We start from the raw sequence: 24995 nt of genomic DNA, 5'->3' as shown, positions 1-24995 counted from the left end.
TGGATTTACGCTACAAAACAAGCGCCCCGCACCGGCCTCGACGCTGCCTGTGCGGGGCAGGGGTTACAGGAACTTTACAAGCCCGACAGCCATCAGCGCCGTCAGGCACGCGACACCAAAGCCGAAGCGAAAGAACATGCGGCGGCGGTGCTCCGCCCCGGTCCAGTCATACTGCATGATGCGGCCTTTCTGTCGCCGTGGCCCGGCTCCTCATGAACGGGCGGGGGACGAAGGCAGATTGGCATTCCACCTGCGTTGAGCCTGCCAGAACCGGCCTGCGCGAAACTGTCCACAAACATGCAACTGACACGACGGGAGGGCGCGTCATGGCCGCGCCCTCATTCCAGACGCGCCCCGGCACCGGCGCGGGCGGCGCGTCCGCCCCGCCGTCCACCGGCTGCGGGCGGAGCCGCCACCGGCGCGGCAGCGCCTGCCTCGGCCGGCCTGTGGTCGCGATAGGTCATGATCCAGCGTGTGCAGTTGGCATCCGTGCCGTTGAGAACATTGGCGGCGCGCACTGCTTCCATCTCCTGCGGACGGCAGGGGTTCATGATCGCCGATGTCATGCCGGCGCCGATCACCATGGGAATGAAGCCGGCATTGATGCCGTGCCGGTGCGGCAGACCGAAGGAAATATTGGAAAGCCCGCAGGTGGTGTTGACCTTCAGTTCGTCGCGCAGACGCCGCAGCAGTTGGAACACCTGCCGGCCGGCATCGCCCAGCGCCCCGATCGGCATCACCAGCGGATCGACTACCACATCCTGAGGCTTGATGCCGTGATCCATGGCCCGTTCGACAATCTTCTTCGCCACTGCGAAGCGCACGTCCGGGTCCATCGAGATGCCGGTCTCGTCATTGGAGATCGCCACCACCGGTACGTCATATTTGCGGCAGAGCGGCAGGATGGCCTCCAGCTTCTCCTCCTCGCCGGTGACGGAATTGATCAGCGGCCGGCCCTTCGCCACCTTCAGCGCCGCTTCGATGGCGGCTGTCACCGAACTGTCGATGGAGAGCGGCACGTCCACGAGGTTCTGGACGATCTCCAGCGTCTGGACGAGGAGGGCGGGTTCCGTCTCGTTCGGATTGACGGAGGTGACGCCGGCATTGACGTCGAGCATGGTGGCGCCTGCTGCCACCTGCTCCAGCGCATCCCTGATGACCGTCTCGAAATTGCCCTCGATCATTTCGGCCGCCAGCTTCCTGCGACCGGTCGGGTTGATCCGCTCGCCGATCACGCAGAAGGGCTGGTCGAAGCCGATGACGATTTCCCGGCTGGCGGATGCGACGATGGTTCTTGTCATTTCAAGCCTTGCCTCCAGATGGGATCGACCGGGCGCGCTCGCGGCCGGCCGCCTGCCTCACGCCGGTTCGCGCCCGCCTGCCTTCACAAGCGCCACAAGCCGTTCCTGATCGTAACTGCTTTCGAGATCCGCCACCGCGCGGTCCGCCTCCGCTTCCAGATCGTCGGAAACCGGGTCGGGCTCGCCCTTGCGCCATTCGGCCAGATAGGCGTCGGTTTCGGCCGCGCCGGTGCGCATGGCGCACATGTCGATGGCCTCGGTAAAGCGAAGGGAAAGCGCGCGCTTGGCGGTCTTGCGGCCCTGCCGGATGATCACCTGGGCCGGTATGTCACGCCAGTAGACAACAATCCGATCGGCCATGCGCTTTCTCCTCCCTCACGGGCAAGAATGCATGTGCCGATGCGGCCGGACTGCGCTCGCCGCGACGCCCGGTGGCGCAAACGGGCGAAATCCGCCGCAACAAGCCTACCAGATGCCCCGCGTCAGGCCGTGATAGAGATATGTCCAGACGGGCGGCGGAAATCGAAGGACGGAGCGTCCGGTGGGTCGACGCGGCTGCATCGTGCCGTTGAGCGCATCCTCTATGGCCTTGATCGCAATGCCGGTGCCGGCCGCCGTCAGCAGCAGGGGATAGGTCGCGATCGTGTCGTGGCGCGACGGCGTCACCCGCACCTCGTAGAGGGTGTCGCCGGTATCGATGCCGATATCGACCAGATGCACCGTGGCACCGAAATTCTCCTCGTCGCGCTCCACCCGCGACCAGTAGCCGCCCATCTGGCCGCGATAGGCGGGGTTGATGCCGGCATGGAAGTTCAGCAGCGGGCAGCGGATCGAGGCCAGCAGGCCGCGCGACAGCGGGCGGCAGGAGATCAGGAAGACGACATCCGGCTGCATCTTCTGTAGCAGCGCCTGGGTGTCCTTGCTGTTCAGTGTCGCCACCCGCGTCACCGGCACGCTCCGGTTCTCCCCGGCCCAGAGCTTGTATTCATCAAGGATCTCCTCCATGCGGCGCATGGCGAAATTCTTGCCGAGCCGCGACAGGCTCATCGTCGCCAGCTGTCCGAGCGCCGTCAGACGCCCCAGCCTTCGGGCGCGGCGACGAAAGATCTCGCGCTTCGTCTCGTAGTTTTCCTGGATGACCTGAAGATTGGGAAACTGCCGGGCAAGAGCATTGATCATGATCTGCGGGATCAGGCCCCCGGAGGTCATCAGGATTACTTTCGCGTTGCGTGTGTCCGGCATGGTGTCCCGCTCGTCTTGATCGGCGGAACATATAGGCGTCGCTTTGGAAAAAAAAGTTAAGTGAAAGCCATAGCTTTTATAAGATCGCCAAATCCCGTGAAGCGATACTCGTAGGCGAGGCCGAGACGTTCTGCAGCCGCCCTTGCCTTTGCCTGCAGTGCTTCATCCTCTTCCTGTGCGAGGTAGACAAGCTTGCTGTAATTGCCGAAATACATGTCGCGAAGCTCGGGATGGCGGTCGAGCCCGAGCGGCTCGATGACGAAGGCATCGAACTGGCGCGCGAGGAAATCGGTGAGAAAGAAGCAGGTCAGGTCCTCCTCGGCGCGGGCCGCAAACCGGTCGTTGCCGGAGAAAAACGAATAGCAGTGCGGGCCCTCGATGCGCCGGATGCCCTCGCTTTCGCACAGCCGGTCGATCTCGCCGCCGGTGCCGCAATCGGCATAAGCAAAGAAGATTTCCTCGAAACCGGCTGCCCGTGCCTCCGCCACGGCCTGTCTCAGGCCCGGCACGATCTTCTGCGGAAAGGCATGCCAGATGGCAGGCAGGCAGTGCAGGTCGATGTGCTCCAGCCCCTGCTGCTGCATCACGGCCAGAATTTCACGCGCGATCGCTCCGCACGCAATCACGTGAACCTTTTTGCCTCTGGAACGTTGCACAGGCGGAAATGCTGTTTCCGACACGATCCTGTCCCAATTCACTGGAGTTGACACCTATGACGGCCAAGACCTTCACCGTAATCGCCGCCCTCTTCGCCACCGCGCTTTCGCTCTCGTCCTGCGGCAATACCATCCGCGGCATGGGCCAGGATACCGCCAATACCGTGAATGCCACGCAGGATGCCGGCCGCCGCGTCGAGCGGGCCGCCAACTGATCGTTGCCGGAAGCGGCAGGGAAGGCCGGCCAGTCGGCCGGCTTTCCTGTCAGCCGGCCGCGAGCTGGTTATGCTTGCGGCGAATGAAGTCCTTGGCGGTTTCCACCGCCACCGCCGCATCGCGGCAATAGGCATCCGCGCCGATCGCCTTGCCGAATTCCTCGTTCAGCGGCGCGCCCCCGACCATGACGATATAGTCGTCGCGAATTCCCTTTTCCTTCAGCGTGTCGATCACGACCTTCATGTAGGGCATGGTGGTGGTCAGAAGCGCCGACATGCCAAGAATGTCGGGCTTTTCGCGTTCGAGCGCATCGAGATAGTTCTCGACCGGATTGTTGATGCCGAGATCGACCACATCGAAGCCGGCGCCTTCCATCATCATGCCGACCAGGTTCTTGCCGATGTCGTGAATATCGCCCTTGACGGTGCCGATCACCATCTTGCCGAGCTTCGGCGCGCCGGTTTCGACGAGAAGCGGCCTGAGGATCGTCATGCCGGCCTTCATGGCATTGGCGGACAGCAGAACCTCCGGCACGAACAGAATGCCGTCGCGAAAATCGATGCCGACGATCCGCATGCCCTCGACCAGGGCCTTTGTCAGGATGTCGTAGGGCGTCCAGCCGCGGTCGAGAAGAATATGCGTGGCTTCCTCGATCTCCTCCTTCAGCCCGTCATAGAGATCGTCGTGCATCTGCTGCACAAGCTCTTCGTCGGACAGTTCGGACAGAATGATCTCATCATCGGACATGGGTAGCTCCACGGGTTGGAGATCGCGATGCAGGCAATGGGCAGAGACTCCTCCAGACTGCCCATAACAGCAGTGTAACTGCATGTTGTGTCGATTTTTCAGCGTGAATGCGACGGCGCCCCCATCATTCGCGACGCAATTGGAACGGTTGATGTCCGTTCTCAACCATACGGTGCCGCAGATGGACCTTTGTTTGCCGGACACTCGCCTACCATGGCACTATCGTCGATCCCGAGGAAGCCTGTGAGGAGGAACCAGCATGGACGCAAGCAATCAGACCGAGGAGGGCCAGGGCGGACGTCGGGGGCGCGGCGAACGCGGATCGGCCGCACGGCGCGCGGCACGCGGCGGCAGCGGCCCTTCCCCCTCCATGCCCTTCATCATGCGCCGCATCGGCGTCTACGAGGTGCTGGACGAGGAGGGGCTTTCGCTGATCGAGGCCAATGCCGACACCATCATGGAAGAGATCGGCATCGAATTTCGCGATGACGAGGAAGCGCTGGCGCTCTGGCGCGCGGCCGGTGCGGATGTGCGCGGCCAGCGGGTGCATTTTCCGAAGGGTCTCTGCCGCGAACTGCTCAAGACGGCGCCCTCTGTCTTCACCCAGCACGCCCGCAATCCTGCCCGCAGCGTGCAGATCGGCGGCAAGGCGACCATCTTCGCGCCCGTCTACGGCCCGCCCTTCGTGCGCGATCTCGACGGCAACCGCCGCTATGCGACGATCGAGGATTTCCGCAATTTCGTGAAGCTGGCCTATATGGCGCCCTCGATGCACCATTCGGGCGGCACCGTCTGCGAGCCGGTCGACATCGCCGTCAACAAACGGCATTTCGACATGGTCTACAGCCACATCAAATATTCCGACAAGCCGTTCATGGGCTCGGTCACCGCACCGGAGCGGGCGGCGGATTCTGTCGCCATGTGCAAGATCCTGTTCGGCGACGACTTCGTCGAGAACAATACCGTGCTTTTGAACCTCATCAACGTCAATTCGCCGATGGTGTTCGACCAGACCATGCTCGGCGCGGCCAAGGTCTATGCCCGCCACAACCAGGCCTGCGTTCTCTCCCCCTTCATCCTCTCCGGCGCGATGAGCCCGGTGACGGTGGCGGGCACGCTGACGCAGATTCTCGCCGAGGTGCTGGCGGGGGCTGCTTTCACGCAGCTGATCCGTCCCGGCGCGCCGGTGCTGTTCGGCACGTTTGCGGCCTCGATCTCCATGCAATCCGGCGCGCCGACCTTCGGCACTCCCGAACCCTCGCTGGTTTCCTATGGCGCGGCGCAGCTTGCCCGGCGCATGGGGCTTCCCTTCCGTACCGGCGGCGCACTGTGCGGCTCCAAGGTGCCGGATGCGCAGGCCGCCTTTGAAAGCGCCAATACGCTCAACACCACGCTGCTGGCCGGCACCAATTTCGTGCTGCATGCGGCAGGCTGGCTGGAAGGCGGTCTGGTCTCTTCCTATGAGAAGTTCATGATCGACCAGGACCAGCTCGGCATGCTGCAGAAGATGGCGGAGGGCGTGGACCTGTCGACGGAGGGGCAGGCACTGGCGGCGATCCGCGAGGTGGGCCCTGGCGCGCATTATCTCGGCTGCGCCCATACGCAGGCAAATTTCCAGACGGCCTTCTATCGGTCGGCGCTCTCCGACAACAATTCCTTCGAGCAGTGGGAAATCGAGGGCGCAAAGCGGATCGAGGAGCGCGCCAACAGCATGTGCCGCGTCTGGCTGGAGGCCTACGAGGCGCCGCCGCTCGATCCTGCCATCGATGAGGCGCTGCTGGCCTTCATCGCCAAGCGCAAGGAAAGCATGCCCGACGCCTTCACTTGAAGGGAGCCCGATGCCGCCAGGGAGCAAGGCGGGGCCGCCCAGGTGGCCGATACCATCCAGAAGGAAATCTGGCGGCCTCACGGCCGCTGACACGCAGCCATGAAGAGCCGTCGGGGAAGGGCAGAGGCCTTTGCCCGACGGATCACGCGGCAGCGTCAATCGCGAACTGCCTCAGACGCGGGCCTTCGGATAGGCACGCGCCATGCCGCCGGAGCGAGACAGGCCCTCGCGGAAGGCGAGAAAGGCCGGGTGCTGGCTGGAGCGTGCCGCTTCCATCAGGCGGATCTGCAGCCGGCCGGGAGCCGTATTCCCCAGCCATTCACCGCATTTCTGCAGCTTCAGGGTGTTGAGGAAGCGGCCTTCGGAGGCGCGGTGCAGGTAAAGATGCAGCCCGTCCAGCAGTGCGTCGTCGCTCAGCGGGTTTTCCATCATCAGCTGCAGCCAGGACTGGTTGTCGCCGGCCATGCCGCCCAGAGCCTCGGCGACGGTTTCACGGGTTGCCACGGTGGATGCTGTGCTCATGCTCGTCTCACGTCAGGTCCTGCGGCGGCGCCGTTCGCGCCCCGCTTCGCCGCCGGTCTCGCTGGCGGTCTTGTTGCGCAAGGGGCCGATCCGTTCCACGATCGTTTCGATGGTGGGGCGGGGGCCGGGTGTATGCCCGTCAAGGGCTGCGCGCATGGCGGCAAGATGCCCGCAGGAGGTGCCGCAGCAGCCGCCGATGATGCGGGCGCCGGCGTCGCGCGCCAGCCGCGCGTAATCCGCCATCAGCGGCGGCGTGCCCGAATAGTGGATCTCCGTGCCGCGAAATTCCGGAATGCCGCAATTGCCCTTGACGACGATGGTGGTGTTTGGCGCCGCCTCGGTCATGTCGAGCAGGCTTGCCAGGATGTCGGACGCGCCGACGCCGCAATTGGCACCGATGGCGAGGGGGCCATCGCCCACGGTGCTTGCCACGTCCGGCAGGTCGCGCGGCGAAAGCCCCATCATGGTGCGGCCTGCCGTATCGAAGGAGGCGGTATAGACGAAGGGCAGGCCGACGGCGACGGCGGCCTCGGCCGCTGCCCGGATTTCATCGGCGGCCGACATGGTTTCGATCCAGGCAATCTCCGCGCCGCCGGCCTTCAGCCCCTCGATCTGCTCGCGGAAGGCAGCGACCGCATCCTCGTAGGACAGCGCGCCGAGCGGAATGAGCAGTTCGCCGGTCGGGCCGACGGAGCCGGCAACGATCACGCGGCGCGGCGCGCGGTCGGCAACGCTGCGGGCAATCGCCGCAGCGCGCCGGTTCAGGTCGAAGACGCGGTCCTGGGCATGATGCAGCTTCAGCCTGTGGCGGGTGCCGCCGAAGGAGTTGGTAAGGATGATGTCGGCGCCGGCATCGACGAAATCCTGATGCAGCTTCTCGATGCGTTCGGGATGGCTTTCGTTCCACAGTTCCGGAGCCTCGCCGGCCTCCAGCCCCATGGCAAACAGGCTGGTGCCGGTGGCGCCATCAGCCAGCAGCACGCCCTTCTGAGCCAGCAGCTCCTGCAGCGGATTGTTCATGTCAACGCCTTCCTCCGCGGCCGCCGGCCCGTGCGGCGGTCCTCCCATCTCTTTGCCGAGCGGCCTTGCGCCAGCCTTGCTGGGCCGCCCGTCATTCGGCGGCGATCGACGCCGTCTCCTCATGGCCGACCGGGGTGACCATGGCCGAAATCAGCGTCGTCAGGTCAAGCTGGCCGATCGGGTTACCATCGCGTCCGACGATCTGCGCCACGCTCACGCCCGCTGCCGTCATCTGTTTCGCCGCCGTTTCCAGTGTCGTGCCGCTCGGTAGCGAGAAGCCGCCCGGCGCCCCGGTCGCCGGTGTCATCACCGTCTGAACCTGAATGACGCGGCCGCGATTCACCTCCTTGACGAAGGAGGCGATGTAATCGTCGGCCGGGCGCAGCACGATTTCCTGGCCGCTGCCCTGCTGGATTACTTCACCGTCGCGCAGGATGGCGATCTTGTCACCGAGCCTCAGCGCCTCGTCCAGGTCGTGGGTGATGAAGACGACGGTCTTCTTCAGTTCTGCCTGCAGCTCCAGCAGCACCGTCTGCATGTCGACCCGGATCAGCGGGTCGAGCGCCGAATAGGCCTCGTCCATCAACAGGATGTCGGCATCATTGGTCAGCGCACGGGCGAGGCCTACACGCTGCTGCATGCCGCCCGACAACTGGTTCGGATAGTGCTTCTCGAAGCCGGCGAGACCGACGCGTTCGATCCACTGCTGCCCCTTCCTCGTGCTTTCGCTGCGCGGCACGCCCTGGATGTCGAGGCCGTAGACGGTGTTTTCCATCACGGTGCGATGCGGCAGCAGGGCAAATTTCTGGAATACCATCGCCGTCTTGTGCCGCCGGAATTCCCGGAGATCCGACGGCGACATGCGGCAGATGTCCTTGCCGTCATAGATCACCTCGCCGGTGGTCGGCTCGATCAGCCGGTTGATGTGGCGGATCAGTGTCGACTTGCCGGAGCCGGACAGACCCATCACGACGGTGATGCAGCCGCCGGGCATGGCGATGTTGATGTCCTTCAGACCGAGCACATGTGCATGGCGCTCGTTCAGCTCGGCCTTGGACACCCCGCTTTTCACCGCCTCGACATGCGCCTTTCCGTTCGGGCCGAAGATCTTGTAAAGGCCGCGGATCTCGATGCCGTGACTAGCCATGGATCACCTCCGTGTGCTTCTGCAGCCGCTTGCCGAAGGCCTGGCTGGCGCGGTCGAAGATGATGGCGATGGCCACCAGCGCAAAGCCGTTCAGGAAGCCGAAGGTGAAGAACTGGTTGTTGATCGCCTGCAGCGTGTTCTTGCCGAGCCCGCCGACGCCGACCATCGAGGCCACGACGACCATGGCGAGCGACATCATGATCGTCTGGTTGATGCCGGCCATGATGGTGGGCAGCGCCAGCGGCATCTGCACGTTCCAGAGTTTCTGTCCCGGCGAGGAGCCGAAGGCATCGGCCGCCTCCAGCACGTCGCGGTCGACGAGGCGGATGCCGAGATTGGTCAGCCGGATCATCGGCGGCACGGCATAGATCACCACCGCAATCAGGCCCGGCACCTTGCCGATGCCGAAGATCACCACCACCGGGATCAGGTAGACGAAGCTCGGCAGCGTCTGCATCACGTCGAGCACCGGGTTGATGGCCGACTGGACCCGGTCCGAACGCGCCATGACAATGCCGATCGGCAGGCCGATGACGATCGCGATGAGGGTGGACACCGTGACGATGGCAAGCGTCACCATCGTATCCTCCCAGAGCCCGACGACGCCGATCAGCACCATGCCGACGGCCGTGCCGAGCGTGATGCCCCTGCTGCGGCTGGCGAGATAGACGATCGCCAGCATCGCCGCCAGAACCAGGATCCATGGCGAATTGACGAACAGCCTTTCGAGGAAGTTCAGGAAGGTTTGCAGCGGCTGCACCACTGCGTCGATCAGGTGCGAATACTGTCGCACCAGGCCGCGAAAGCCGTCATCGATCGTCTTGCGCGCCATGCGGATGTAGCTGTCGCTGACCGCCGGAAAGCTGCACAGGACATCCGGCAGGATGGAACAGATCGCCATCATTTTCCCCTTGTTGTTCTTGTCGTCGCGGTGCCGGTGTTGGCGGTCACGGCGATCAGGTCGACGCCTGCCGCAGGATCATCAAGGCCCTGCGGAGCAGGCTCGCGACCCTGCGCCGGGGAGGGCAGGGTCGCGGGCGATGGCATCAGAGGGCGGCCTTGATCTTTTCCGCCACGTCCGGAGCGACCCATTTGGTCCACATGTCCGGATAGGTCTTGAGGAAGTGGCGCGCGCCATCCTCGTTGGTGCCCTGGTTGGAATCCATCCAGGCCAGCACCTTGCCGACCGTCTGGTTGTCCCACTGGCGCGTCTTCATGTAGCTCATGGCAATGCCGGCCTTCTGGGCGAAGTCCTTGGTGACCACGGTGAAGACGTCCGAAACCGGGTAGGAATTGACCTTGGGATCGGCACAGTCGGGGATGGCCGTGCACTTGTCCCATTCTGCCTTGTCATGCGGCACGCCGAAGGACAGGCGAACCATGTCGTATTTGCCGAGAATGGCGGTGGGAGCCCAGTAATAGCCGAGCCAGCCCTTCTTGTTTTCGAAGGCATTGGCGATCGAGCCGTCGAGGCCGGCCGCCGAGCCGGTATCGACGAGGTCGAAGCCGAGCTTCTTGGCGCCGAGCGCCCGGTAGAGATTGGCCGTCGAGACCTGGCAGTTCCACCCGGCGGGGCAATTCGTCACCGCTCCCTTGGACGGATCTTCCGGGGCGGGAAACAGTTCCGGATGCTTCAGGGCGTCCTGCACCGTCTTGATGTCCGGATGGGCGTCGGCGAGGAATTTCGGAATCCACCAGCCTTCGACGCCGCCGTCGGACAGCAGCGGCGCGGCCTGGATCAGCCGTCCCTCGGAAATCGCCTGATCGAGTGCGGTGCGCACAGCATTGACCCACAGCTCCGGCGCAACGTCCGGCTGGCCCTTCTCGTTCATCGAGGTGAAGGTCGGCATGGTATCGCCCGTGACCAGCGTCACGTTGCAGCCATAGCCCTTTTCCAGGATCAGCTTGTCGACATGCGCGGCAACGCCCGCGGATGCCCAGTTCATTTCGGCGATCGAGACATCGCCGCAGTCTGCGGCCTGGGCCGAGCCCGCCATGGCATAGAGACCTGCCACGATGGCGGCGGAAGCGAGAAGTTTGTTCATCGTCATAAGACCTCCCAGTCTTAACCCTGATTGCTTCACATTCGAGCACACCGGACGTGCGTTACTCGCGACATATCCGCCGTCGACGATGTCGAACGGGCGGCAAGAGACAGGGCCGGTTCGCTCCGGCCTCGGTTCCCAGTCCTGCCCGCGATTCCGGCGTTTGCCGAAACTACGCGTTAGTTGTGACAGTTGATGAAGCCTACGGTTTCCCGCTGGAAAATCAACCTTTGGCAGGCTTTCGTTCTTTAGGTATCTCTAACGTGATCTGTCGTCTCAACGCCAGGATGTGCTGAAAAACAGGCTTCTGCACGCAAACTGCGCAAGCGCTGCAAAGCGCGACAGGCAAGGAACGGGCGGGGCGAAATTGTCATGCCCGAAGTTTGACAAAGCCTGTTCGATTAGCGTCTTCGCCGCCGAGCGGAGGGGAGTGCAAAAAAAACGAAGCAGACGAAAAAAAATCGCCGAAGCTAACCGCTCGGTAACACTTCAGCGGCTATCAGTCGGGCGTGGCAAGGCCATAAGGCTCCGGATGGGTAGTGCGTACCGGAGCCGATCTGACCGCAGGGGACCCGAATCGGCGTGCCTTTTTGCGGACCGCCCGCCTGCCTCCTTCCCCGAGGATATGCGTATCAACCCGCATTGCCGGTGCGGATGAAGCCGAACCAGCGACGGCGCGTGTCGAGCTGGCTGAGGCGGTTTTCGGTTGTCTGCTGCGGGGCGCGGGACCCCCAGGCGATGGACAGGCGATCGCCGCTCCTGAACACGTAAAGCATGGCATTTCCTCGGATGGCACCGGTTCCTGCCGGCGCCTCTTGTTGACGGCGCCCGCACTACGCCCTTGTCCCGCTTCTGGCAAAGCCGCAGCGCGGCATTCGGTGTCGCAAACAGGCCATGCGACGAAATTGCGACACGGTTGACAGCGACAGCGGCTTCACGCACCTTGCCGGAGACGGTCGATGTGTCCTGCGGATACACGATCGGGCGGGCCGACCAAAGATCCCTCCCGGGATCGGGGCCGGATGCTGGAGACGCTGTCGCATGGTGCGGGGGCAAACCGGCACAACTGGTCAGGGCCTGTCGGGATGAACCATGATCAGCCGGGCGGCGACCTCTTGATCTACGAATTCGCCGCTTTTCATGGTTCGAGACCCCGGCAGGCCAGCTCCGCCCCCGTCTTTCCCATCGCGCAGGTGCACGCATGAAATCGACCCGGACCGGCAAGATCACTCTGGTGCTGGGCGGCGCCCGCTCGGGCAAGTCGCGCTTTTCCGAAGACCTGGCGAGGGCAGGCGGACTCGAGCGCCATTATATCGCGACGTCGCAGGCCTTCGATGAGGAGATGCATGCCCGCATTGCCCAGCATCGCGCCGATCGCGGAGACGGCTGGGTGACGCATGAGGTGCCCCTGCTTCTCCTGTCGGCGCTGCAGCAGGTCGCACGGCCGGAACGCATCGTTCTCGTCGATTGCCTGACACTGTGGGTGACCAATCTGATGATGGCGGAAGCGGAGGTGGATCGTGAAGGCGCAGCCCTGGCGGAGAGCCTGCGGAAGCTTGCCGGCCCCGTCATCTTCGTCTCCAACGAGGTGGGGCTCGGCATCGTGCCGGACAACCGCATGGCGCGCGCCTTCCGCGATCATGCCGGCCGCCTGCACCAGGCGGTGGCGGCCGTGGCCGACGAGGTGTTCTTCATCGCCGCCGGCCTGCCTCTCAAGATGAAGGGATAGGCTCAGATCCCCAGCCAGATCCGGATCGGATGGGCGGGGTCGGAGAGAAGCTTCGTCGCCATGGCGATGCAGGAAATGACCAGCAGCGGCTTGATCAGTTTCGCGCCGCCGCGCATGGCGAGCCGCGATCCGATCTGGGCGCCGATCAGCTGGCCGACCCCCATGAGCAGGCCGAGCTTCCAGAAGATTGCGCCGTTCACCGCAAACACGCAGAGCGAACCGAGGTTCGAGCCGAGGTTCAGGAGCTTGGTGTGCGCCGTTGCCTTCAAAAGGCCGAAACCGGCCAGAAGCACGAAGCTCAGCATGTAGAAGGAGCCGGCGCCGGGGCCGAAGATGCCGTCATAGAGCGCAACCGCCGCCACGGCGGTGACCGCAAACACCGAGGCCGTCATCCGCCGGCTGCGGTCCTCGTCGGAGAGGTTCGGCTTCAGGGCAAAGAACAGCGCGATGCCGACCAGCAGGAAGGGAATGGCGGCGCCGAGAAAGCGGCCGGGCACATGCGAGGCGATCAGCGCACCCGCGCCGCCGCCGGCAAAGGCGATGGCCGCCATCGGCAGCTGCTCTCTGAGGTTCACATGGCCACGCCGCGCATAGGCGATGGTGGCGGAGGCAGCGCCGAAGGGTCCCTGCACCTTGTTGGTTGCCAGCGATTCGAGCGGCGGGATGCCGGCAAGCAGCAGAGCCGGGATGGTGATCAGGCCGCCGCCACCGGCGATCGAATCGATGAAGCCGGCAAGGATGGCGGCGAGAAACAGCAGCGTGATGATGTGCGGGGCAAGATCGTGCAAGGGGGGGGCTCGCTGGCAGATGACGGGGCGGGGGCGGAGAAGCGTGCGGAATTGCGCGCGCCTTGTGGCACTGTCGCTGGCGCGAGGCAAGGCGTCTATGCGTGGGTCTCCTGCCGGGAAAGGAGGGGGTGGTCTTGCGTCTGCCCAAGTCGGCGCTATGGTGCGCCGCTTCGAAACCCGCAGGATGCTTCTGATGCACAAGGTCATATTCGACACCGATCCCGGCATTGACGATGCCATGGCGCTGCTGTTTCTCCACCGGCATCCGGAGATCGATCTGGTCGGCGTGACGACGGTATTTGGCAATGCGCCGATCGAGCTGACCACCCGCAATGCGCTTTACCTTGGCGAGGTGTGGGACATTCCGGCACCCGTCGCGCAAGGGGCCGGCCAGACCTTCGATCCCGCGCGCGGCGGCAGCTACTGGCCGACGGCCATTCACGGCCACAACGGTATCGGCGATGTGCCGGTGCCGGAGGCGGTGTCGCGCACGGCCGATCCGCGTCCCGCCTACCAGTTCATCATCGATACCGTGCGCGCGCATCCGGGCGAGGTGACGCTGATCGCCGTCGGCCGCATGACCAATCTGGCGCTGGTGCTGCAGCATGATCCGGATGTCGCGGCGCTCGTGAAGCAGGTCATCATCATGGGCGGCGCCTTCGACATCAACGGCAATGTCTCTCCGGCCGCCGAAGCCAATATCCATGGCGACCCGGAAGCCGCCGACCTCGTCTTCACCGCCCCCTGGCGGGTGGTGGTCGTCGGTCTCGACGTGACCATGCAGACCGTGATGACCAGCGGCTTCCTGGCCGAGATGGTGGCCGGCGGCCGCGCCGATCTCAGGCTGCTTTCCGACATCTCGCAGCTCTACATCGATTTCTACAAGACGCGTGTCGGCGACGGCATGGTGGTGCATGACAGCTGCGCCTGCGTCTATCTGGTTCGGCCCGACCTTTTCGAGACCCGCAGCGGCCCGATCCGCGTGGTCTGCGGTGGCATCGCCGACGGCCAGACGATCCAGAAGCCGGATGGCCGCGGCTTCCCGCCCGGCCCCTGGGACGGGCATCCGAGCCAGTTGATCACCACCGATGTCAATCCGGACGGGGTTCTTGCCACCATCCGGGCCGCGCTTGTTGACGGCAAGGCGGCCTGACCGGACGTTGCATTCCCGCCAGATGCTGTTTGCGCAACAGTTCAGGTGCAAAATTCCATTCCCGGCTTCGCAGGCCATTGGCATCGAAGCCGGTTTTCCCTATGTGGAACATCAAACGACCAGACTTCAGAGGATATGAGCGTGACCGCCACCTTCGACAAAGTTGCCGATATTATCGCCGAAACGAGCGAAATCGACCGCGACACCATCACCCCGGAAAGCCACACCATCGATGACCTCGGCATCGACAGCCTGGACTTCCTCGATATCGTCTTCGCGATCGACAAGGAATTCGGCATCAAGATCCCGCTCGAGCAGTGGACGCAGGAAGTCAACGAAGGCAAGGTCTCGACCGAGGAATATTTCGTGCTGAAGAACCTTTGCGCCAAGATCGATGAGCTGAGGGCGGCCAAGGGCTGAAAAGCCGGCTGCGAAGCGAATGCTTCTTGAATATTTTCAGATGATCGATCGCGTTGAAGCGGTCGATCTTGAAGCCAAAACGCTGACGGCGCGCTCTGTCGTGCCGTCGAAAAGCCCGGTCTTCGAAGGCCATTTTCCCGGCATGCCGCTGGTTCCCGGCGTTCTCCTCATCGAGACCATGGCGCAGGCCAGCGGCTTTCTGGTGCTGGCTGCGACGAATTTTGCCGCCATGCCGTTCCTGATGTCCGTCGATGGCGCCAAGATGCGCACCTTCGTCGAGCCCGATGCGGTTCTCGACATCGAGGCGTTTCTGGAGCATGAGGGATCGGGCTATGCGGTGACGAAGGCAAAGATCTCGTCGGCAGGCAAGAAGGTGTGCGATGCGCAGTTGAAGCTGCGTACCATGCCCTTCGATCAGGTTCCGCTGGCGGATATCGTGCGCAAGCGAGCCGGCGAAGTCGGGCTTTTGGATGCACTTGCCGTCCGCGCCTGAAGGGGCCGTTGAACGGCGGGTGAGAAGGATGATCTCGAAATGAGCAGTTCAGACAAGGATGTCGTGATCACCGGTCTTGGCATCGTGACGTGCCAGGGCGTCGGCAAGGAGCCGCATGTCGCGCTTCTGACCGGCGGCGCCTCCACGCGTCCGCCGGTGGAGACGGACCGCTTCAGGCCCTATCCCGTGCATCCCATGCCGGAGATCGACTGGTCGCAGCAGATCGCCAAGCGTGGCGACCAGCGCCAGATGGAAAACTGGCAGCGTCTCGGCGTGTTTGCCGCAGGTCTCGCGCTCGATGATGCGGGCCTCAAGGACAATGCGGAAGCCTGCGGCACGATGGACATGATCGTGGCAGCCGGTGGCGGCGAGCGCGACATCAAGGTCGATACGCTGATCGTCGACGAGGCGCTGAAGCGCAATGACCGCGAAATGCTGCTGAACGAGAAGCTGACGACGGAGCTGCGTCCGACGCTGTTCCTGGCGCAGCTTTCCAACCTGCTCGCCGGCAATATTTCCATCGTCCACAAGGTCACCGGTTCCTCGCGCACCTTCATGGGCGAGGAGGCGGCCGGTATTTCCGCCGTCGAAACCGCCTATCACCGCATCAAGGCCGGCCAGTCCAGCCATTCGCTGGTTGGGGGCGCCTTCGTCGCCGAGCGCGCGGATATCCTGCTGCTCGTCGAGGGCATCCGTGCCCATGCAACGGGCGACTGGCATCCGCTCTGGTCGCGTGCCATAGAAAATGGCGGCGGCATGATCATGGGTTCCGTCGGTGCCTTCCTCGTCATGGAAAGCCGCACGCATGCGGAAGCCCGTGGTGCGCATATCTATGCGGTCATGGATGCCATCGAAGGCGATCGCGGCAGCCGCGACGACCGGGGCCTCGAGAAGCGTCTCGGCCGCATGAGCGGGCTTGCCGCCGATGCCACCCCCGGCGATCTCGTCGTCTTTTCAGGATCGAGCGGCCTTGTCGATCTCGCCGCACGCGAGCGCGCCGCCCTCGAAGCCGAATTTCCGGGTGCCACGATCCGCGGCTATGGCGGCATGACCGGGCACGCCATGGAGGCGCAGTTCCCGCTGGGGCTTGCGCTCGCCGCCCTGTCGCTGGACCACGGCGCCAAGGTGCCGGTGTTCGATGCGGATCATGAAAAGCCGATGAACGGCGGTGCGACCCATGCCGTGGTGACCACTGTCGGTTACCTGCGCGGCGAAGGGCTTGCCGTGCTTTCGAAGAACGGCTGAGGACGACATCATGAGCAATGCTGCTTTCAAAGACCATCTCGGCCGTCCGATCGTCGCCGTCACCGGCATGGGCGTCATCACCTCGCTCGGACAGGGGCTCGCCGACAACTGGGCGGCCCTGACCTCCGGCACTTCGGGCATTCACAAGATCACCCGCTTCCCGACGGAAGGGCTGTCGACCCGCATCTGCGGCACGGTGGATTTCATCGATGTGCCCTATCCGAATTCGGTGGAGCGTTCCTTCGCCATGGCACGCGAAACCACCATCGAGGCCCTGGCGCAGGCTGGCCTCTCCGGCGATTTCGCCGGTCCGCTGTTTCTGGCTGCCCCGCCGGTCGAGCCGGAATGGAGCGCGCGTTTCGAGCTTGCCGACCGAGCCCCGCCGCCGTCCGGCGAAGCGGATGCCTATGACCGCTTCCTGACCGCAATGCGCGAACGTCCCGACCCTGTCTTCCTCGAAGCCGTGCAGTTCGGCTCGATCTCCGAGCGCCTCTCCGATCATTTCGGCACGCGCGGCCTGCCGGTGACGCTGTCGACCGCCTGTGCCTCCGGCGCCACTGCCATCCAGTTGGGCGTCGAGGCGATCCGACAGGGCCGCACCGACCGGGCGCTGACGGTAGCAACCGACGGTTCGGTCAGCGCCGAAGCGCTGATCCGATTCTCGCTTCTCTCGGCGCTTTCCACGCAGAACGACCCGCCCGAAAAGGCCTCGAAACCCTTCAGCAAGGATCGCGACGGCTTCGTGATTGCAGAAGGGGCGGCGACACTCGTGCTGGAATCGCTGGAATCGGCCGTTGCCCGCGGCGCCAGGGTGCTCGGCATCCTGAAGGGCTGCGGCGAAAAGGCCGACCATTTCCACCGCACGCGCTCCTCGCCGGATGGCGGTCCCGCGATCGCGACGATCCGTGCCGCGCTGGAAGATGCCGGCATGGACGAAAGCGGCATCGGCTACATCAATGCCCACGGCACCTCGACGCCGGAAAACGACAAGATGGAATATGGCGCGATGCTGGCCGTCTTCGGCGACCGTCTGAAGGATGGCATTCCATGCTCGTCCAACAAGTCGATGATCGGCCATACGCTGACGGCGGCCGGTGCGGTCGAAGCGGTGTTCTCGATCCAGACCATGCTGACGGGCACGCTGCCGCCGACGATCAACCACGTCAATCCGGATCCGGCGATCGTTCTGGATGTCGTGCCGAACAAGAAGCGGGATCAGCAGGTGACGGCGGTTCTGTCGAACTCCTTCGGTTTCGGCGGGCAGAATGCCAGCCTTGTCATGACGGCGGAGCCGGCCTAAAAGCCGTCCCCATTCGGCTATCATGCCCAAACACTCTTTGACGCCTCCGGGCGAAGGGAAAGACTTATGCGCGCCTTGCAACTGATCGATGACCGCCGTCTTGAAGCGACCGACATTCCGGAGCCGGAAGCGCCGGCACCGGGCGAGGTGACGCTCCGGGTCAAGGCGGTGGCACTCAACCACATCGATGTCTGGGGCTGGCGCGGCATGGCCTTTGCCAAGCGCAAGATGCCTCTGACAATCGGTGCGGAAGCCTCCGGCGTGGTCGAAGCGATCGGCCCCGGCGTGTCGAACGTTCTGCCCGGCCAACTCGTCTCGGTCTATGGCGCGCGCACCTGCGGCCTCTGCAAGCCCTGCCGCGAGGGACGCGACAACCTGTGCGAACACGTGGCCGGCGTGCACGGTTTCCACCTCGACGGGTTTGCCCAGGAAAAGATCAATATCCCGGCCCGCCAGCTCGTTCCGGCACCGCCCGGCGTCGATGCGGTTGCGGCAGCGCTGGCACCGGTCACCTTCGGCACCGTCGAACACATGCTGTTCGACAATGCCAAGCTCGAACCCGGCGAGACGATCCTTGTGCATGCCGGCGGCTCCGGCATCGGCACGGCGGCGATCCAGCTTGCCAAGAAGATGGGCTGCACGGTCATCACCACCGTCGGTTCCGACGATAAGATCGAGAAGGCCAAGGCGCTCGGCGCCGATCACGTCATCAACTACCGCACCGACCGTTTCGAGGGCGTGGTGCGCAAGCTGACCAAGAAGAAGGGCGTCGACGTCGTCTTCGAACATGTCGGCAAGGATACCTGGGCGGGTTCGATGCTCTGCCTGAAGCGCGGTGGCCGTCTTGTCACCTGCGGCTCCACGTCGGGCGTCTCGACCGAAATCAACCTGATGATGCTGTTCCAGCAGCAGCTGAAGCTGCTCGGCTCCTTCGGCTGCCGCATGGAAAACATGGCGAACGCCATGCAGAAGATGGCGCGCGGCATCGTGCATCCGGTCATCGATACGGAAGTCACCTTCGGCGAGATCGACAAGGCGCTTGCGCGCATGGAAGGCCGCCAGATCTTCGGCAAGATCGTTCTGAGGATGGACTGATCCCTTGAAGATGCTGATCACGCGGATCGTCCTGGCTCTGCGTCACTTCCAGCAATGGCTGGTGGCGCAGGCAGTGTTCGGCTTTCTCAATCTGCTGAAACTGCTGCCGGCCGATCCGGCCATCCGCTTCATCGACTGGCTGGTGCGCCAGATCGGGCCGCGCACGCCGCGCCATCGGCTGATGCTGGTCAACCTCGCCAATGCCTATCCGGACAAGACGGAGGCGGAGCGCGAGGCGATTGCGGTTGCCTCGTGGGGCCATATGGGGCGGCTGGCGGCGGAATATGTATTCCTCGACCGTCTCTTCGATTTCGATCCGCATGCGACGCAGCCCGGCCGCATCGAGGTGGACGGCATTCCGATCTTCCTCGATCTGCGCGACAATCCGCGGCCCTTCATCGTCTTTACAGCCCATACCGGCAATTTCGAGCTTTTGCCGGTGGCCGGCAATGCCTTCGGCCTGAACGTCACGGTGATGTTCCGCCCGCCCAACAATCCTTATATCGCGGAAAAGGTGTTTTCCTTCCGCGCGGCGCGCATGGGCAAGCTGGTGCCCTCGCATGCCGGCTCCTCCTTTGCGCTGGCGCGCCAGCTGGAAGCGGGCAAAGGCATCGGCGTCCTCGTTGATCAGAAGTTCCAGAAGGGGCTGCATACGCAGTTCTTTGGCCGGCCGGTGCAGACCAATCCGCTGCTGGCCAAGCTGGTGCGCCAGTTCGACTGCGAGGTCTATCCGGCCCGTTGCATCCGCCTGCCGAACAACCGCTACCGGCTGGAAATCGAGCCGAAGATCGACATACCACGCAATGAAAAGGGCGCGGTCGACGTGCAGGCCACGGCGCAGCTGCTCAACGACAAGGTGGAAAGCTGGGTGCGCGAGCATCCGGAACAGTGGCTCTGGTATCACGACCGCTGGAACATCAAGCGCAGCCTGAAGGGCTGACGCATCGCTTTTGGAGCAGGCTCAGTCCTCGGCGTCCATACCCTCCTGTTCCATGATCGCCTTCAGCATTGACAGATCCCGCAGCACATGCGCCGCGTCCTGCTCGAACTGTTCGCTCGTCTGGTCGGGCAGGCGCGTTACCATGAAGATCGCCTCCGCGCCGTCGCCGTTCGGCACGATTCGGAAGGCGTTGTGCACCTTGAGGCCGGATGGCATGTGGACGACGTGGTCGATCACGCCAAGATCATTGGCTGGCGTGAATGTCACCCGCACCTGGCCGAGCGGCCCGCCATCGGCCAGCCAGTCCTCGCCGTGGCGGGCGAGGCCGGCGCCGAGGCCGGATGCCCAGTGCGCCATGTTTTCCGGCCTGCGGGCGAAATCATAGACCGCACGCCAGTCGCGATCGATCGACAGATGCACGATGGTCGCCGTCATCGGGGGCATGGGGAACCTCCATCCTGTTCCTGCAATGTTCTTTATGGCGCAAGGGGCGCCAAAGGCAAGCCCGGTGCCTGATGCCGGATGGCCTGCTTGCGTAAACTTGTCCCTTTCCGGCAAATTTTAAACCGTTTCGATGCGGCCTGACCTTGCCGTTCGTCAGTTAGAGTGCCAAAACAGCCACCCAACCGTATTGGAGGCATTCCCGTGGAACAGGCAGAAATCGGCCTTATCGGCCTTGGCGTTATGGGTTCCAACCTGGCTCTCAACATCGCGGAAAAAGGCAACAAGATCGCCGTCTTCAACCGCAGCCCCGAGGCAACACGAAAATTCTTCGCCGAGGCCGGCAGCCTGCAGGGCCAGATCATTCCCTGCGAGACGCTGGAGGAATTCACCGCCGCCATCCGCCCGCCGCGTCCGATCATCATCATGATCAAGGCCGGTGATCCGGTGGACCAGCAGATGGAACTGCTGAAGCCGTATCTTTCCGCCGGCGACATCATGATCGATGCCGGCAATGCCAATTTCCGCGACACGATGCGCCGCTTCGAGGCGCTGAAGGACAGCCCGCTCACCTTCATCGGCATGGGTGTGTCCGGCGGCGAAGAGGGTGCCCGCCATGGTCCGTCGATCATGGTCGGCGGCACGGAAGAGAGCTGGAAGCGCGTCGAGAAGGTTTTGACCTCCATCTCCGCCAAGTTCAACGGCGACCCCTGCGTTGCCTGGCTCGGCAATGATGGCGCCGGTCATTTCGTCAAGACCATTCACAACGGCATCGAATATGCCGACATGCAGATGATCGCCGAAATCTACGGCATCCTGCGCGACGGGCTGAAGCTGTCGGCCGCCGAGATTTCCCAGGTCTTCGGCCGGTGGAACGAAGGCCGCCTCAACTCCTACCTGATCGAAATCACCGAAAAGGTGCTCGCTGCCACCGATCCGGTCACCGGCAAGCCGATGGTCGACGTCATTCTTGACGCCGCCGGCCAGAAGGGCACCGGCAAGTGGTCGGTCATCGAGGCGCAGAATCTGGGCGTTGCCGCAACCGGCATCGAGGCCGCAGTTGCCGGCCGTATCCTCTCCTCGCAGAAGGCGGAACGCATCGAAGCCGAAAAGATCCTCGGCCTGCCGGACACCGTTGCCTTCCCGGCCACCGATGGCGTCTCTTTCCTGCATGATCTCGAAAACGCGCTGCTCGCCGCCAAGATCGGTGCCTATGCGCAGGGCTTCGCCGTGATGGCGGCAGCCTCCAAGGAATATGGCTGGAACCTGCCGATGCCGACGATCGCGAAGATCTGGCGTGCCGGCTGCATCATTCGCTCGCAGTTCCTCGACGAGATCACCTCCGCCTTCACCAAGGAGCCGGACGTTGCAAACCTCATCGTGACACCGGCCTTCGCGCAACTGGTCAAGGACACGGACTCGTCGCTGCGTCGCGTCGTCTCGACCGCCGTCATGGCCGGGCTTCCGGTTCCGGCGCTTGCCTCGGCTCTTGCCTATTTCGACAGCTATCGCCGGTCGCGCGGCACGGCCAACCTCATCCAGGCGCAGCGCGATTTCTTCGGCGCGCATGGGTTTGACCGCGTCGATGGCATCGACAAGCATCACGGCCCCTGGGGCAGCGGCCTCAACGCCTGATACAGCAAATCGGGTCAGGGCGCTGGCACGCCCTGCATCCCCGCATCTGCCGTGTGCACGTTCCCACGCGCGCGGCCTTCCGTCCCGCCTTCGGGACGAGACCTGCCCAGACATTGGATGGAGGAGACACAATCATGGCCTGGACGCCTTCCGAAGACCGTTATTCCCGCATGAAGTACAACCGCTGCGGCCGCTCCGGCTTGAAGCTGCCGGCGCTTTCGCTTGGCCTGTGGCACAATTTCGGCGATGACACGCCGCACCAGCGCAAGCGTGACATCTGCCGCACCGCCTTTGACCTCGGCATCACGCATTTCGACCTTGCCAACAATTACGGCCCGCTGCCGGGCAGCGCGGAAACCGCTTTCGGCGAGATCCTGAAGACCGATTTCGCCGGTTACCGCGACGAGCTGATCATTTCGTCCAAGGCGGGCTACAACATGTGGCCGGGTCCCTACGGCGAATGGGGCAGCCGCAAGTACCTGATCGCCTCCTGCGACCAGAGCCTGAAGCGCATGGGTCTCGATTATGTCGACATCTTCTATTCGCACCGCTTCGACCCGGATACGCCGCTGGAGGAAACCTGCGGTGCGCTCGATCACATCGTCCGCTCCGGCCGCGCGCTTTATGTCGGCATTTCCTCCTACAATTCGAAGCGCACGCGGGAAGCGGCTGCGATCCTGAAGGACCTCGGCACGCCCTGCCTCATCCACCAGCCGAGCTATTCGATCATCAACCGCTGGGTGGAAGAGGACGGTCTCCTCGATACGCTGGACGATCTTGGCATCGGTTCGATCGTCTTTTCGCCGCTCGCCCAGGGCATGCTGACGTCGAAATATCTCGGCGGCATTCCGGAGGATAGCCGCGCGGCGCAGGGCAAGTCGCTGCGTCCCGCCTTCCTCAACGAGCGCAATGTGAACAACCTGCGCGGCCTCAACGCGATTGCCGAAAGGCGCGGCCAGACGCTGGCGCAGATGGCGATTGCCTGGGTGCTGCGTGGCGGGCGCGTGACTTCCGCTCTGATCGGTGCCAGCCGTCCGGAGCAGGTGATCGACTGCGTGGCGGCACTGGAAAAGCCGGACTTCACGGCGGAAGAACTGGCCGAGATCGAGGTCTTCGCCAAGGATGCCGACATCAATCTCTGGGCTGCCTCGGCAGAGCGGGAAGGCCCGTCCCGCTAAGGGTTCCGGTTTCCGCCAGATCCTTCAGGCCCGGCCGTGTGCCGGGCCATTTTGTTGAGAAACGGATTCAGGTCGATGAGGAATGGAATCAGGAATTGCATCCATGCCTCTCATTTCATTGCTGAATTGTAATGCGACGGTTCATCTGGCGTTCAGTCGTTGCGGCCTAGCGTCAGGCTGTAAAGAACGAGGAGACATCCGATGAAGACCATTCTTTCCCTTCTGGCCGCCGCTACCATTCTCGCTGCACCGGTGGCCGGAGCGCAGGATTTTCGCGGCCCCGATCGCGATCGGCAGCGGCCTGTCGAGCGCCCGGTCGTGATCGAGAAGAAGAAGACGGTGATTGTCCGTGAGCCGCACTGGAAGAAGGGCCACAGACTGAGCCGGGCCGAGCGGGCGCGCCTCGCCGAAGTGCGTGACTATCGTCGTTATCGCCTCTCCGCGCCGCCGCGTGGTTACCAGTGGGTGCGCGTCGACAACCAGTTCCTGCTGATCGGCGCCGCAAGCGGCATCATCGCCAGCATCGTGTCGGGACGCTGACGCCGGACTGTCATCCCATCGGGCCGCCGGTCATGCCGGCGGCCATTTTCATGCGCTCAGGCAGCCTGCCTGTTCCAGCTGGCAAAGGGGTCCGGCAGGTCGCGCCAGCGGTCCGGCGTGAAGCGGTCGGCGGGCAGCAGGCAGATGTCGAGATGGTTGCGGATCCACTGTTCGTCCATCGGATCGGCGCCGATGAAGACGATTTCCTGCCGGCGGTCGCCCCAGACCGGGTCGAGATAGCGGGCCAGCCCGTTGCGGAAGCCCTGATCCTGCGGCCATTGCTCGCGCGGCACGGCATCCCACCACAGGCCGAGCTTCTGGGTGCGGATCAGGGCGCCGGCCTGCGAGATCTCGCCGACATGGTAGGGGCGCGTCGCCAGCCAGAAGAAGCCCTTGGCGCGGATCACGCCCGGCCATGACTGGTTGATGAAGGCGTGCAGCCTGGCCGGATCGAAGGGCCGGCGGGCCCGGTAGACGAAGGAGCGGATGCCATATTCCTCGGTTTCCGGGACATGCTCCTTGAAACCGTGCAGTTCCTTGAACCACAAGGGATGCGTCTCGGCCTTTGCGAAGTCGAAACGGCCGGTTCCCAGGATATCGCCCGAGGCGACACGGCCGAAATCCGCCTCGATGATGCGGGCGTCGGGGTTGAGCCCGGCAACGATGGCGCGCGCCGCGGCGCGTTCCTCCGCCGTGGCGGTCGAGACCTTGTTGAGCACCACCACGTCGGCGAATTCGATCTGTTCGACGAGAAGATCGACCAGGGTGCGGTTGTCGCCGTCGCCGGCCGTCTCGCCACGGTCGGCCAGAAAGTCGGCGGAGCCGTAATCCTTCAGGAGGTTGGCGGCATCCACCACCGTTACCATCGTATCGAGCCTTGCGACGTCGGATAGGCTGTCGCCGTTCTCGTCGCGGAATTCGAAGGTGGCGGCAACCGGCAGCGGTTCGGCAATGCCGGTGGATTCGATCAGCAGGTAGTCGAAGCGCTTCTGGTCGGCGAGGGCGCGCACCTCCTTCAGCAGGTCGTCGCGCAGCGTGCAACAGATGCAGCCATTGGTCATCTCGACCAGCTGTTCCTCGGTGCGGGAAAGCTCGGCGCCGCCATCGCGCACCAGCGCGGCATCAATGTTGACCTCGCTCATGTCGTTGACGATCACCGCAACGCGCAGGCCGTCGCGATTGGTCAGGATGTGGTTGAGAAGCGTCGTCTTGCCGGCACCGAGGAAGCCGGAGAGAACCGTGACGGGAAGCCGGTTGTCCATGTCGAAATCCTTATTGTTATAACATTACATCATCAGGTCCGGAAAAAGGCGG

Annotated in this window: 28 protein-coding genes; 14 read left to right on the top strand and 14 right to left on the bottom strand. The window is 63.8% G+C overall.

Features of this window, described 5'->3' with window-relative positions:
- Positions 1-338: 338 nt before the first annotated feature.
- The 4 genes from KLP42_RS13535 to KLP42_RS13520 form a co-directional block, all read right to left on the bottom strand.
- Positions 339-1301, bottom strand: a complete 963-nt coding sequence (locus KLP42_RS13535; RefSeq protein ID WP_215567274.1) for a methyltetrahydrofolate cobalamin methyltransferase — start codon at positions 1299-1301, stop codon at positions 339-341.
- Positions 1302-1358: 57 nt separating this feature from the next.
- Positions 1359-1661: a virulence factor gene (locus KLP42_RS13530; RefSeq protein WP_215567273.1), complete on the bottom strand. Its 303-nt coding sequence runs from the start codon at positions 1659-1661 to the stop codon at positions 1359-1361.
- Between the two features lie 105 nt (positions 1662-1766).
- Positions 1767-2543 carry a formyl transferase gene (locus KLP42_RS13525; RefSeq protein WP_215567272.1) on the bottom strand — a complete coding sequence of 259 codons (777 nt, stop codon included), beginning with the start codon at positions 2541-2543 and terminating at the stop codon, positions 1767-1769.
- Between the two features lie 56 nt (positions 2544-2599).
- Positions 2600-3127, bottom strand: a complete 528-nt coding sequence (locus KLP42_RS13520; protein WP_215567457.1) for a DUF1638 domain-containing protein — start codon at positions 3125-3127, stop codon at positions 2600-2602.
- Between the two features lie 128 nt (positions 3128-3255).
- Between KLP42_RS13520 and KLP42_RS13515 the strand changes: the two genes are divergently transcribed.
- Positions 3256-3414 carry an entericidin domain-containing protein gene (locus KLP42_RS13515; RefSeq protein WP_215567271.1) on the top strand — a complete coding sequence of 53 codons (159 nt, stop codon included), beginning with the start codon at positions 3256-3258 and terminating at the stop codon, positions 3412-3414.
- A gap of 49 nt (positions 3415-3463) precedes the next feature.
- On the opposite strand, the gene KLP42_RS13510 is transcribed toward KLP42_RS13515, so the two are convergent.
- Positions 3464-4162, bottom strand: coding sequence for a cobalamin B12-binding domain-containing protein (locus tag KLP42_RS13510; protein WP_215567270.1), 699 nt, complete (start codon positions 4160-4162; stop codon positions 3464-3466).
- A 259-nt stretch (positions 4163-4421) separates the two neighbouring features.
- Here KLP42_RS13510 and KLP42_RS13505 point away from each other — a divergent pair, with 259 nt between their 5' ends.
- Positions 4422-5990 (top strand): trimethylamine methyltransferase family protein, encoded by a 1569-nt coding sequence (locus KLP42_RS13505; RefSeq protein WP_215567269.1) that lies wholly within the window; start codon positions 4422-4424, stop codon positions 5988-5990.
- Positions 5991-6161: 171 nt separating this feature from the next.
- Here KLP42_RS13505 and KLP42_RS13500 read toward each other — a convergent pair whose 3' ends face one another.
- The 6 genes from KLP42_RS13500 to KLP42_RS13475 all read right to left on the bottom strand — a co-directional run bounded on the left by KLP42_RS13500 (position 6162) and on the right by KLP42_RS13475 (position 11500).
- Positions 6162-6512: a hypothetical protein gene (locus KLP42_RS13500; RefSeq protein WP_215567268.1), complete on the bottom strand. Its 351-nt coding sequence runs from the start codon at positions 6510-6512 to the stop codon at positions 6162-6164.
- A 12-nt stretch (positions 6513-6524) separates the two neighbouring features.
- Positions 6525-7532 carry a betaine--homocysteine S-methyltransferase gene (bmt, locus tag KLP42_RS13495; RefSeq protein ID WP_215567267.1) on the bottom strand — a complete coding sequence of 336 codons (1008 nt, stop codon included), beginning with the start codon at positions 7530-7532 and terminating at the stop codon, positions 6525-6527.
- 91 nt (positions 7533-7623) lie between these two features.
- Positions 7624-8679, bottom strand: coding sequence for a quaternary amine ABC transporter ATP-binding protein (locus tag KLP42_RS13490; RefSeq protein ID WP_215567266.1), 1056 nt, complete (start codon positions 8677-8679; stop codon positions 7624-7626).
- Positions 8672-9580 (bottom strand): ABC transporter permease, encoded by a 909-nt coding sequence (locus KLP42_RS13485; RefSeq protein ID WP_215567456.1) that lies wholly within the window; start codon positions 9578-9580, stop codon positions 8672-8674. The genes KLP42_RS13490 and KLP42_RS13485 overlap by 8 nt, the downstream gene beginning before the upstream one ends.
- 145 nt (positions 9581-9725) lie before the next feature.
- Positions 9726-10724, bottom strand: coding sequence for an ABC transporter substrate-binding protein (locus KLP42_RS13480; RefSeq protein WP_215567265.1), 999 nt, complete (start codon positions 10722-10724; stop codon positions 9726-9728).
- 632 nt (positions 10725-11356) lie between these two features.
- Entirely contained in the window at positions 11357-11500 is a 144-nt protein-coding gene (locus tag KLP42_RS13475; RefSeq protein WP_215567264.1) for a hypothetical protein, read from the bottom strand.
- Between the two features lie 246 nt (positions 11501-11746).
- Between KLP42_RS13475 and KLP42_RS13470 the strand changes: the two genes are divergently transcribed.
- Positions 11747-11929, top strand: coding sequence for a hypothetical protein (locus tag KLP42_RS13470; RefSeq protein ID WP_215567263.1), 183 nt, complete (start codon positions 11747-11749; stop codon positions 11927-11929).
- A complete protein-coding gene (gene cobU, locus KLP42_RS13465; RefSeq protein WP_215567262.1) occupies positions 11926-12453 on the top strand; it encodes a bifunctional adenosylcobinamide kinase/adenosylcobinamide-phosphate guanylyltransferase in 528 nt (175 codons plus the stop codon). Before KLP42_RS13470 ends, cobU begins: the two co-directional genes overlap by 4 nt.
- A 2-nt stretch (positions 12454-12455) precedes the next feature.
- Here cobU and KLP42_RS13460 read toward each other — a convergent pair whose 3' ends face one another.
- Positions 12456-13241, bottom strand: coding sequence for a TSUP family transporter (locus KLP42_RS13460; RefSeq protein ID WP_215567261.1), 786 nt, complete (start codon positions 13239-13241; stop codon positions 12456-12458).
- Between the two features lie 193 nt (positions 13242-13434).
- Here KLP42_RS13460 and KLP42_RS13455 point away from each other — a divergent pair, with 193 nt between their 5' ends.
- From KLP42_RS13455 to KLP42_RS13425, 7 genes are all read left to right on the top strand, one after another.
- Positions 13435-14394 carry a nucleoside hydrolase gene (locus KLP42_RS13455; RefSeq protein ID WP_215567260.1) on the top strand — a complete coding sequence of 320 codons (960 nt, stop codon included), beginning with the start codon at positions 13435-13437 and terminating at the stop codon, positions 14392-14394.
- A gap of 135 nt (positions 14395-14529) precedes the next feature.
- Positions 14530-14814: an acyl carrier protein gene (locus tag KLP42_RS13450; protein ID WP_215567259.1), complete on the top strand. Its 285-nt coding sequence runs from the start codon at positions 14530-14532 to the stop codon at positions 14812-14814.
- A 19-nt stretch (positions 14815-14833) separates the two neighbouring features.
- Positions 14834-15307 carry a 3-hydroxyacyl-ACP dehydratase FabZ family protein gene (locus tag KLP42_RS13445; protein WP_215567258.1) on the top strand — a complete coding sequence of 158 codons (474 nt, stop codon included), beginning with the start codon at positions 14834-14836 and terminating at the stop codon, positions 15305-15307.
- A gap of 39 nt (positions 15308-15346) precedes the next feature.
- Positions 15347-16552: a beta-ketoacyl-ACP synthase gene (locus tag KLP42_RS13440; RefSeq protein WP_215567257.1), complete on the top strand. Its 1206-nt coding sequence runs from the start codon at positions 15347-15349 to the stop codon at positions 16550-16552.
- Between the two features lie 10 nt (positions 16553-16562).
- On the top strand, positions 16563-17852 hold the full coding sequence (locus tag KLP42_RS13435; protein WP_215567256.1) for a beta-ketoacyl-ACP synthase: 1290 nt from the start codon (positions 16563-16565) through the stop codon (positions 17850-17852).
- 66 nt (positions 17853-17918) lie between these two features.
- On the top strand, positions 17919-18947 hold the full coding sequence (locus KLP42_RS13430) for a zinc-binding dehydrogenase (RefSeq protein ID WP_215567255.1): 1029 nt from the start codon (positions 17919-17921) through the stop codon (positions 18945-18947).
- Between the two features lie 4 nt (positions 18948-18951).
- Positions 18952-19887 (top strand): lipid A biosynthesis lauroyl acyltransferase, encoded by a 936-nt coding sequence (locus tag KLP42_RS13425; protein ID WP_215567254.1) that lies wholly within the window; start codon positions 18952-18954, stop codon positions 19885-19887.
- 21 nt (positions 19888-19908) lie between these two features.
- Here KLP42_RS13425 and KLP42_RS13420 read toward each other — a convergent pair whose 3' ends face one another.
- Positions 19909-20331, bottom strand: coding sequence for an SRPBCC family protein (locus tag KLP42_RS13420; protein WP_215567253.1), 423 nt, complete (start codon positions 20329-20331; stop codon positions 19909-19911).
- Positions 20332-20532: 201 nt separating this feature from the next.
- On the opposite strand from KLP42_RS13420, the gene gnd reads away from it, so the two are divergent.
- From gnd to KLP42_RS13405, 3 genes are all read left to right on the top strand, one after another.
- Complete coding sequence (gene gnd / locus KLP42_RS13415; RefSeq protein WP_215567252.1) at positions 20533-21963, top strand: NADP-dependent phosphogluconate dehydrogenase; 1431 nt, start codon at positions 20533-20535, stop codon at positions 21961-21963.
- A 134-nt stretch (positions 21964-22097) separates the two neighbouring features.
- Positions 22098-23141: an L-glyceraldehyde 3-phosphate reductase gene (gene mgrA, locus KLP42_RS13410; RefSeq protein ID WP_215567251.1), complete on the top strand. Its 1044-nt coding sequence runs from the start codon at positions 22098-22100 to the stop codon at positions 23139-23141.
- 201 nt (positions 23142-23342) lie between these two features.
- Positions 23343-23681 (top strand): RcnB family protein, encoded by a 339-nt coding sequence (locus tag KLP42_RS13405; RefSeq protein WP_215567250.1) that lies wholly within the window; start codon positions 23343-23345, stop codon positions 23679-23681.
- Positions 23682-23737: 56 nt separating this feature from the next.
- On the opposite strand, the gene zigA is transcribed toward KLP42_RS13405, so the two are convergent.
- Positions 23738-24943 carry a zinc metallochaperone GTPase ZigA gene (gene zigA, locus KLP42_RS13400; RefSeq protein ID WP_215567249.1) on the bottom strand — a complete coding sequence of 402 codons (1206 nt, stop codon included), beginning with the start codon at positions 24941-24943 and terminating at the stop codon, positions 23738-23740.
- Positions 24944-24995: the final 52 nt, after the last annotated feature.

Origin of the sequence: Rhizobium sp. CSW-27 (assembly GCF_018760785.1) — a bacterium.
Lineage (GTDB): Bacteria > Pseudomonadota > Alphaproteobacteria > Rhizobiales > Rhizobiaceae > Neorhizobium.
The sequence above is the reverse complement of the archived record's forward strand: the minus strand, read 5'-3'. Positions and strand labels throughout refer to the sequence as shown.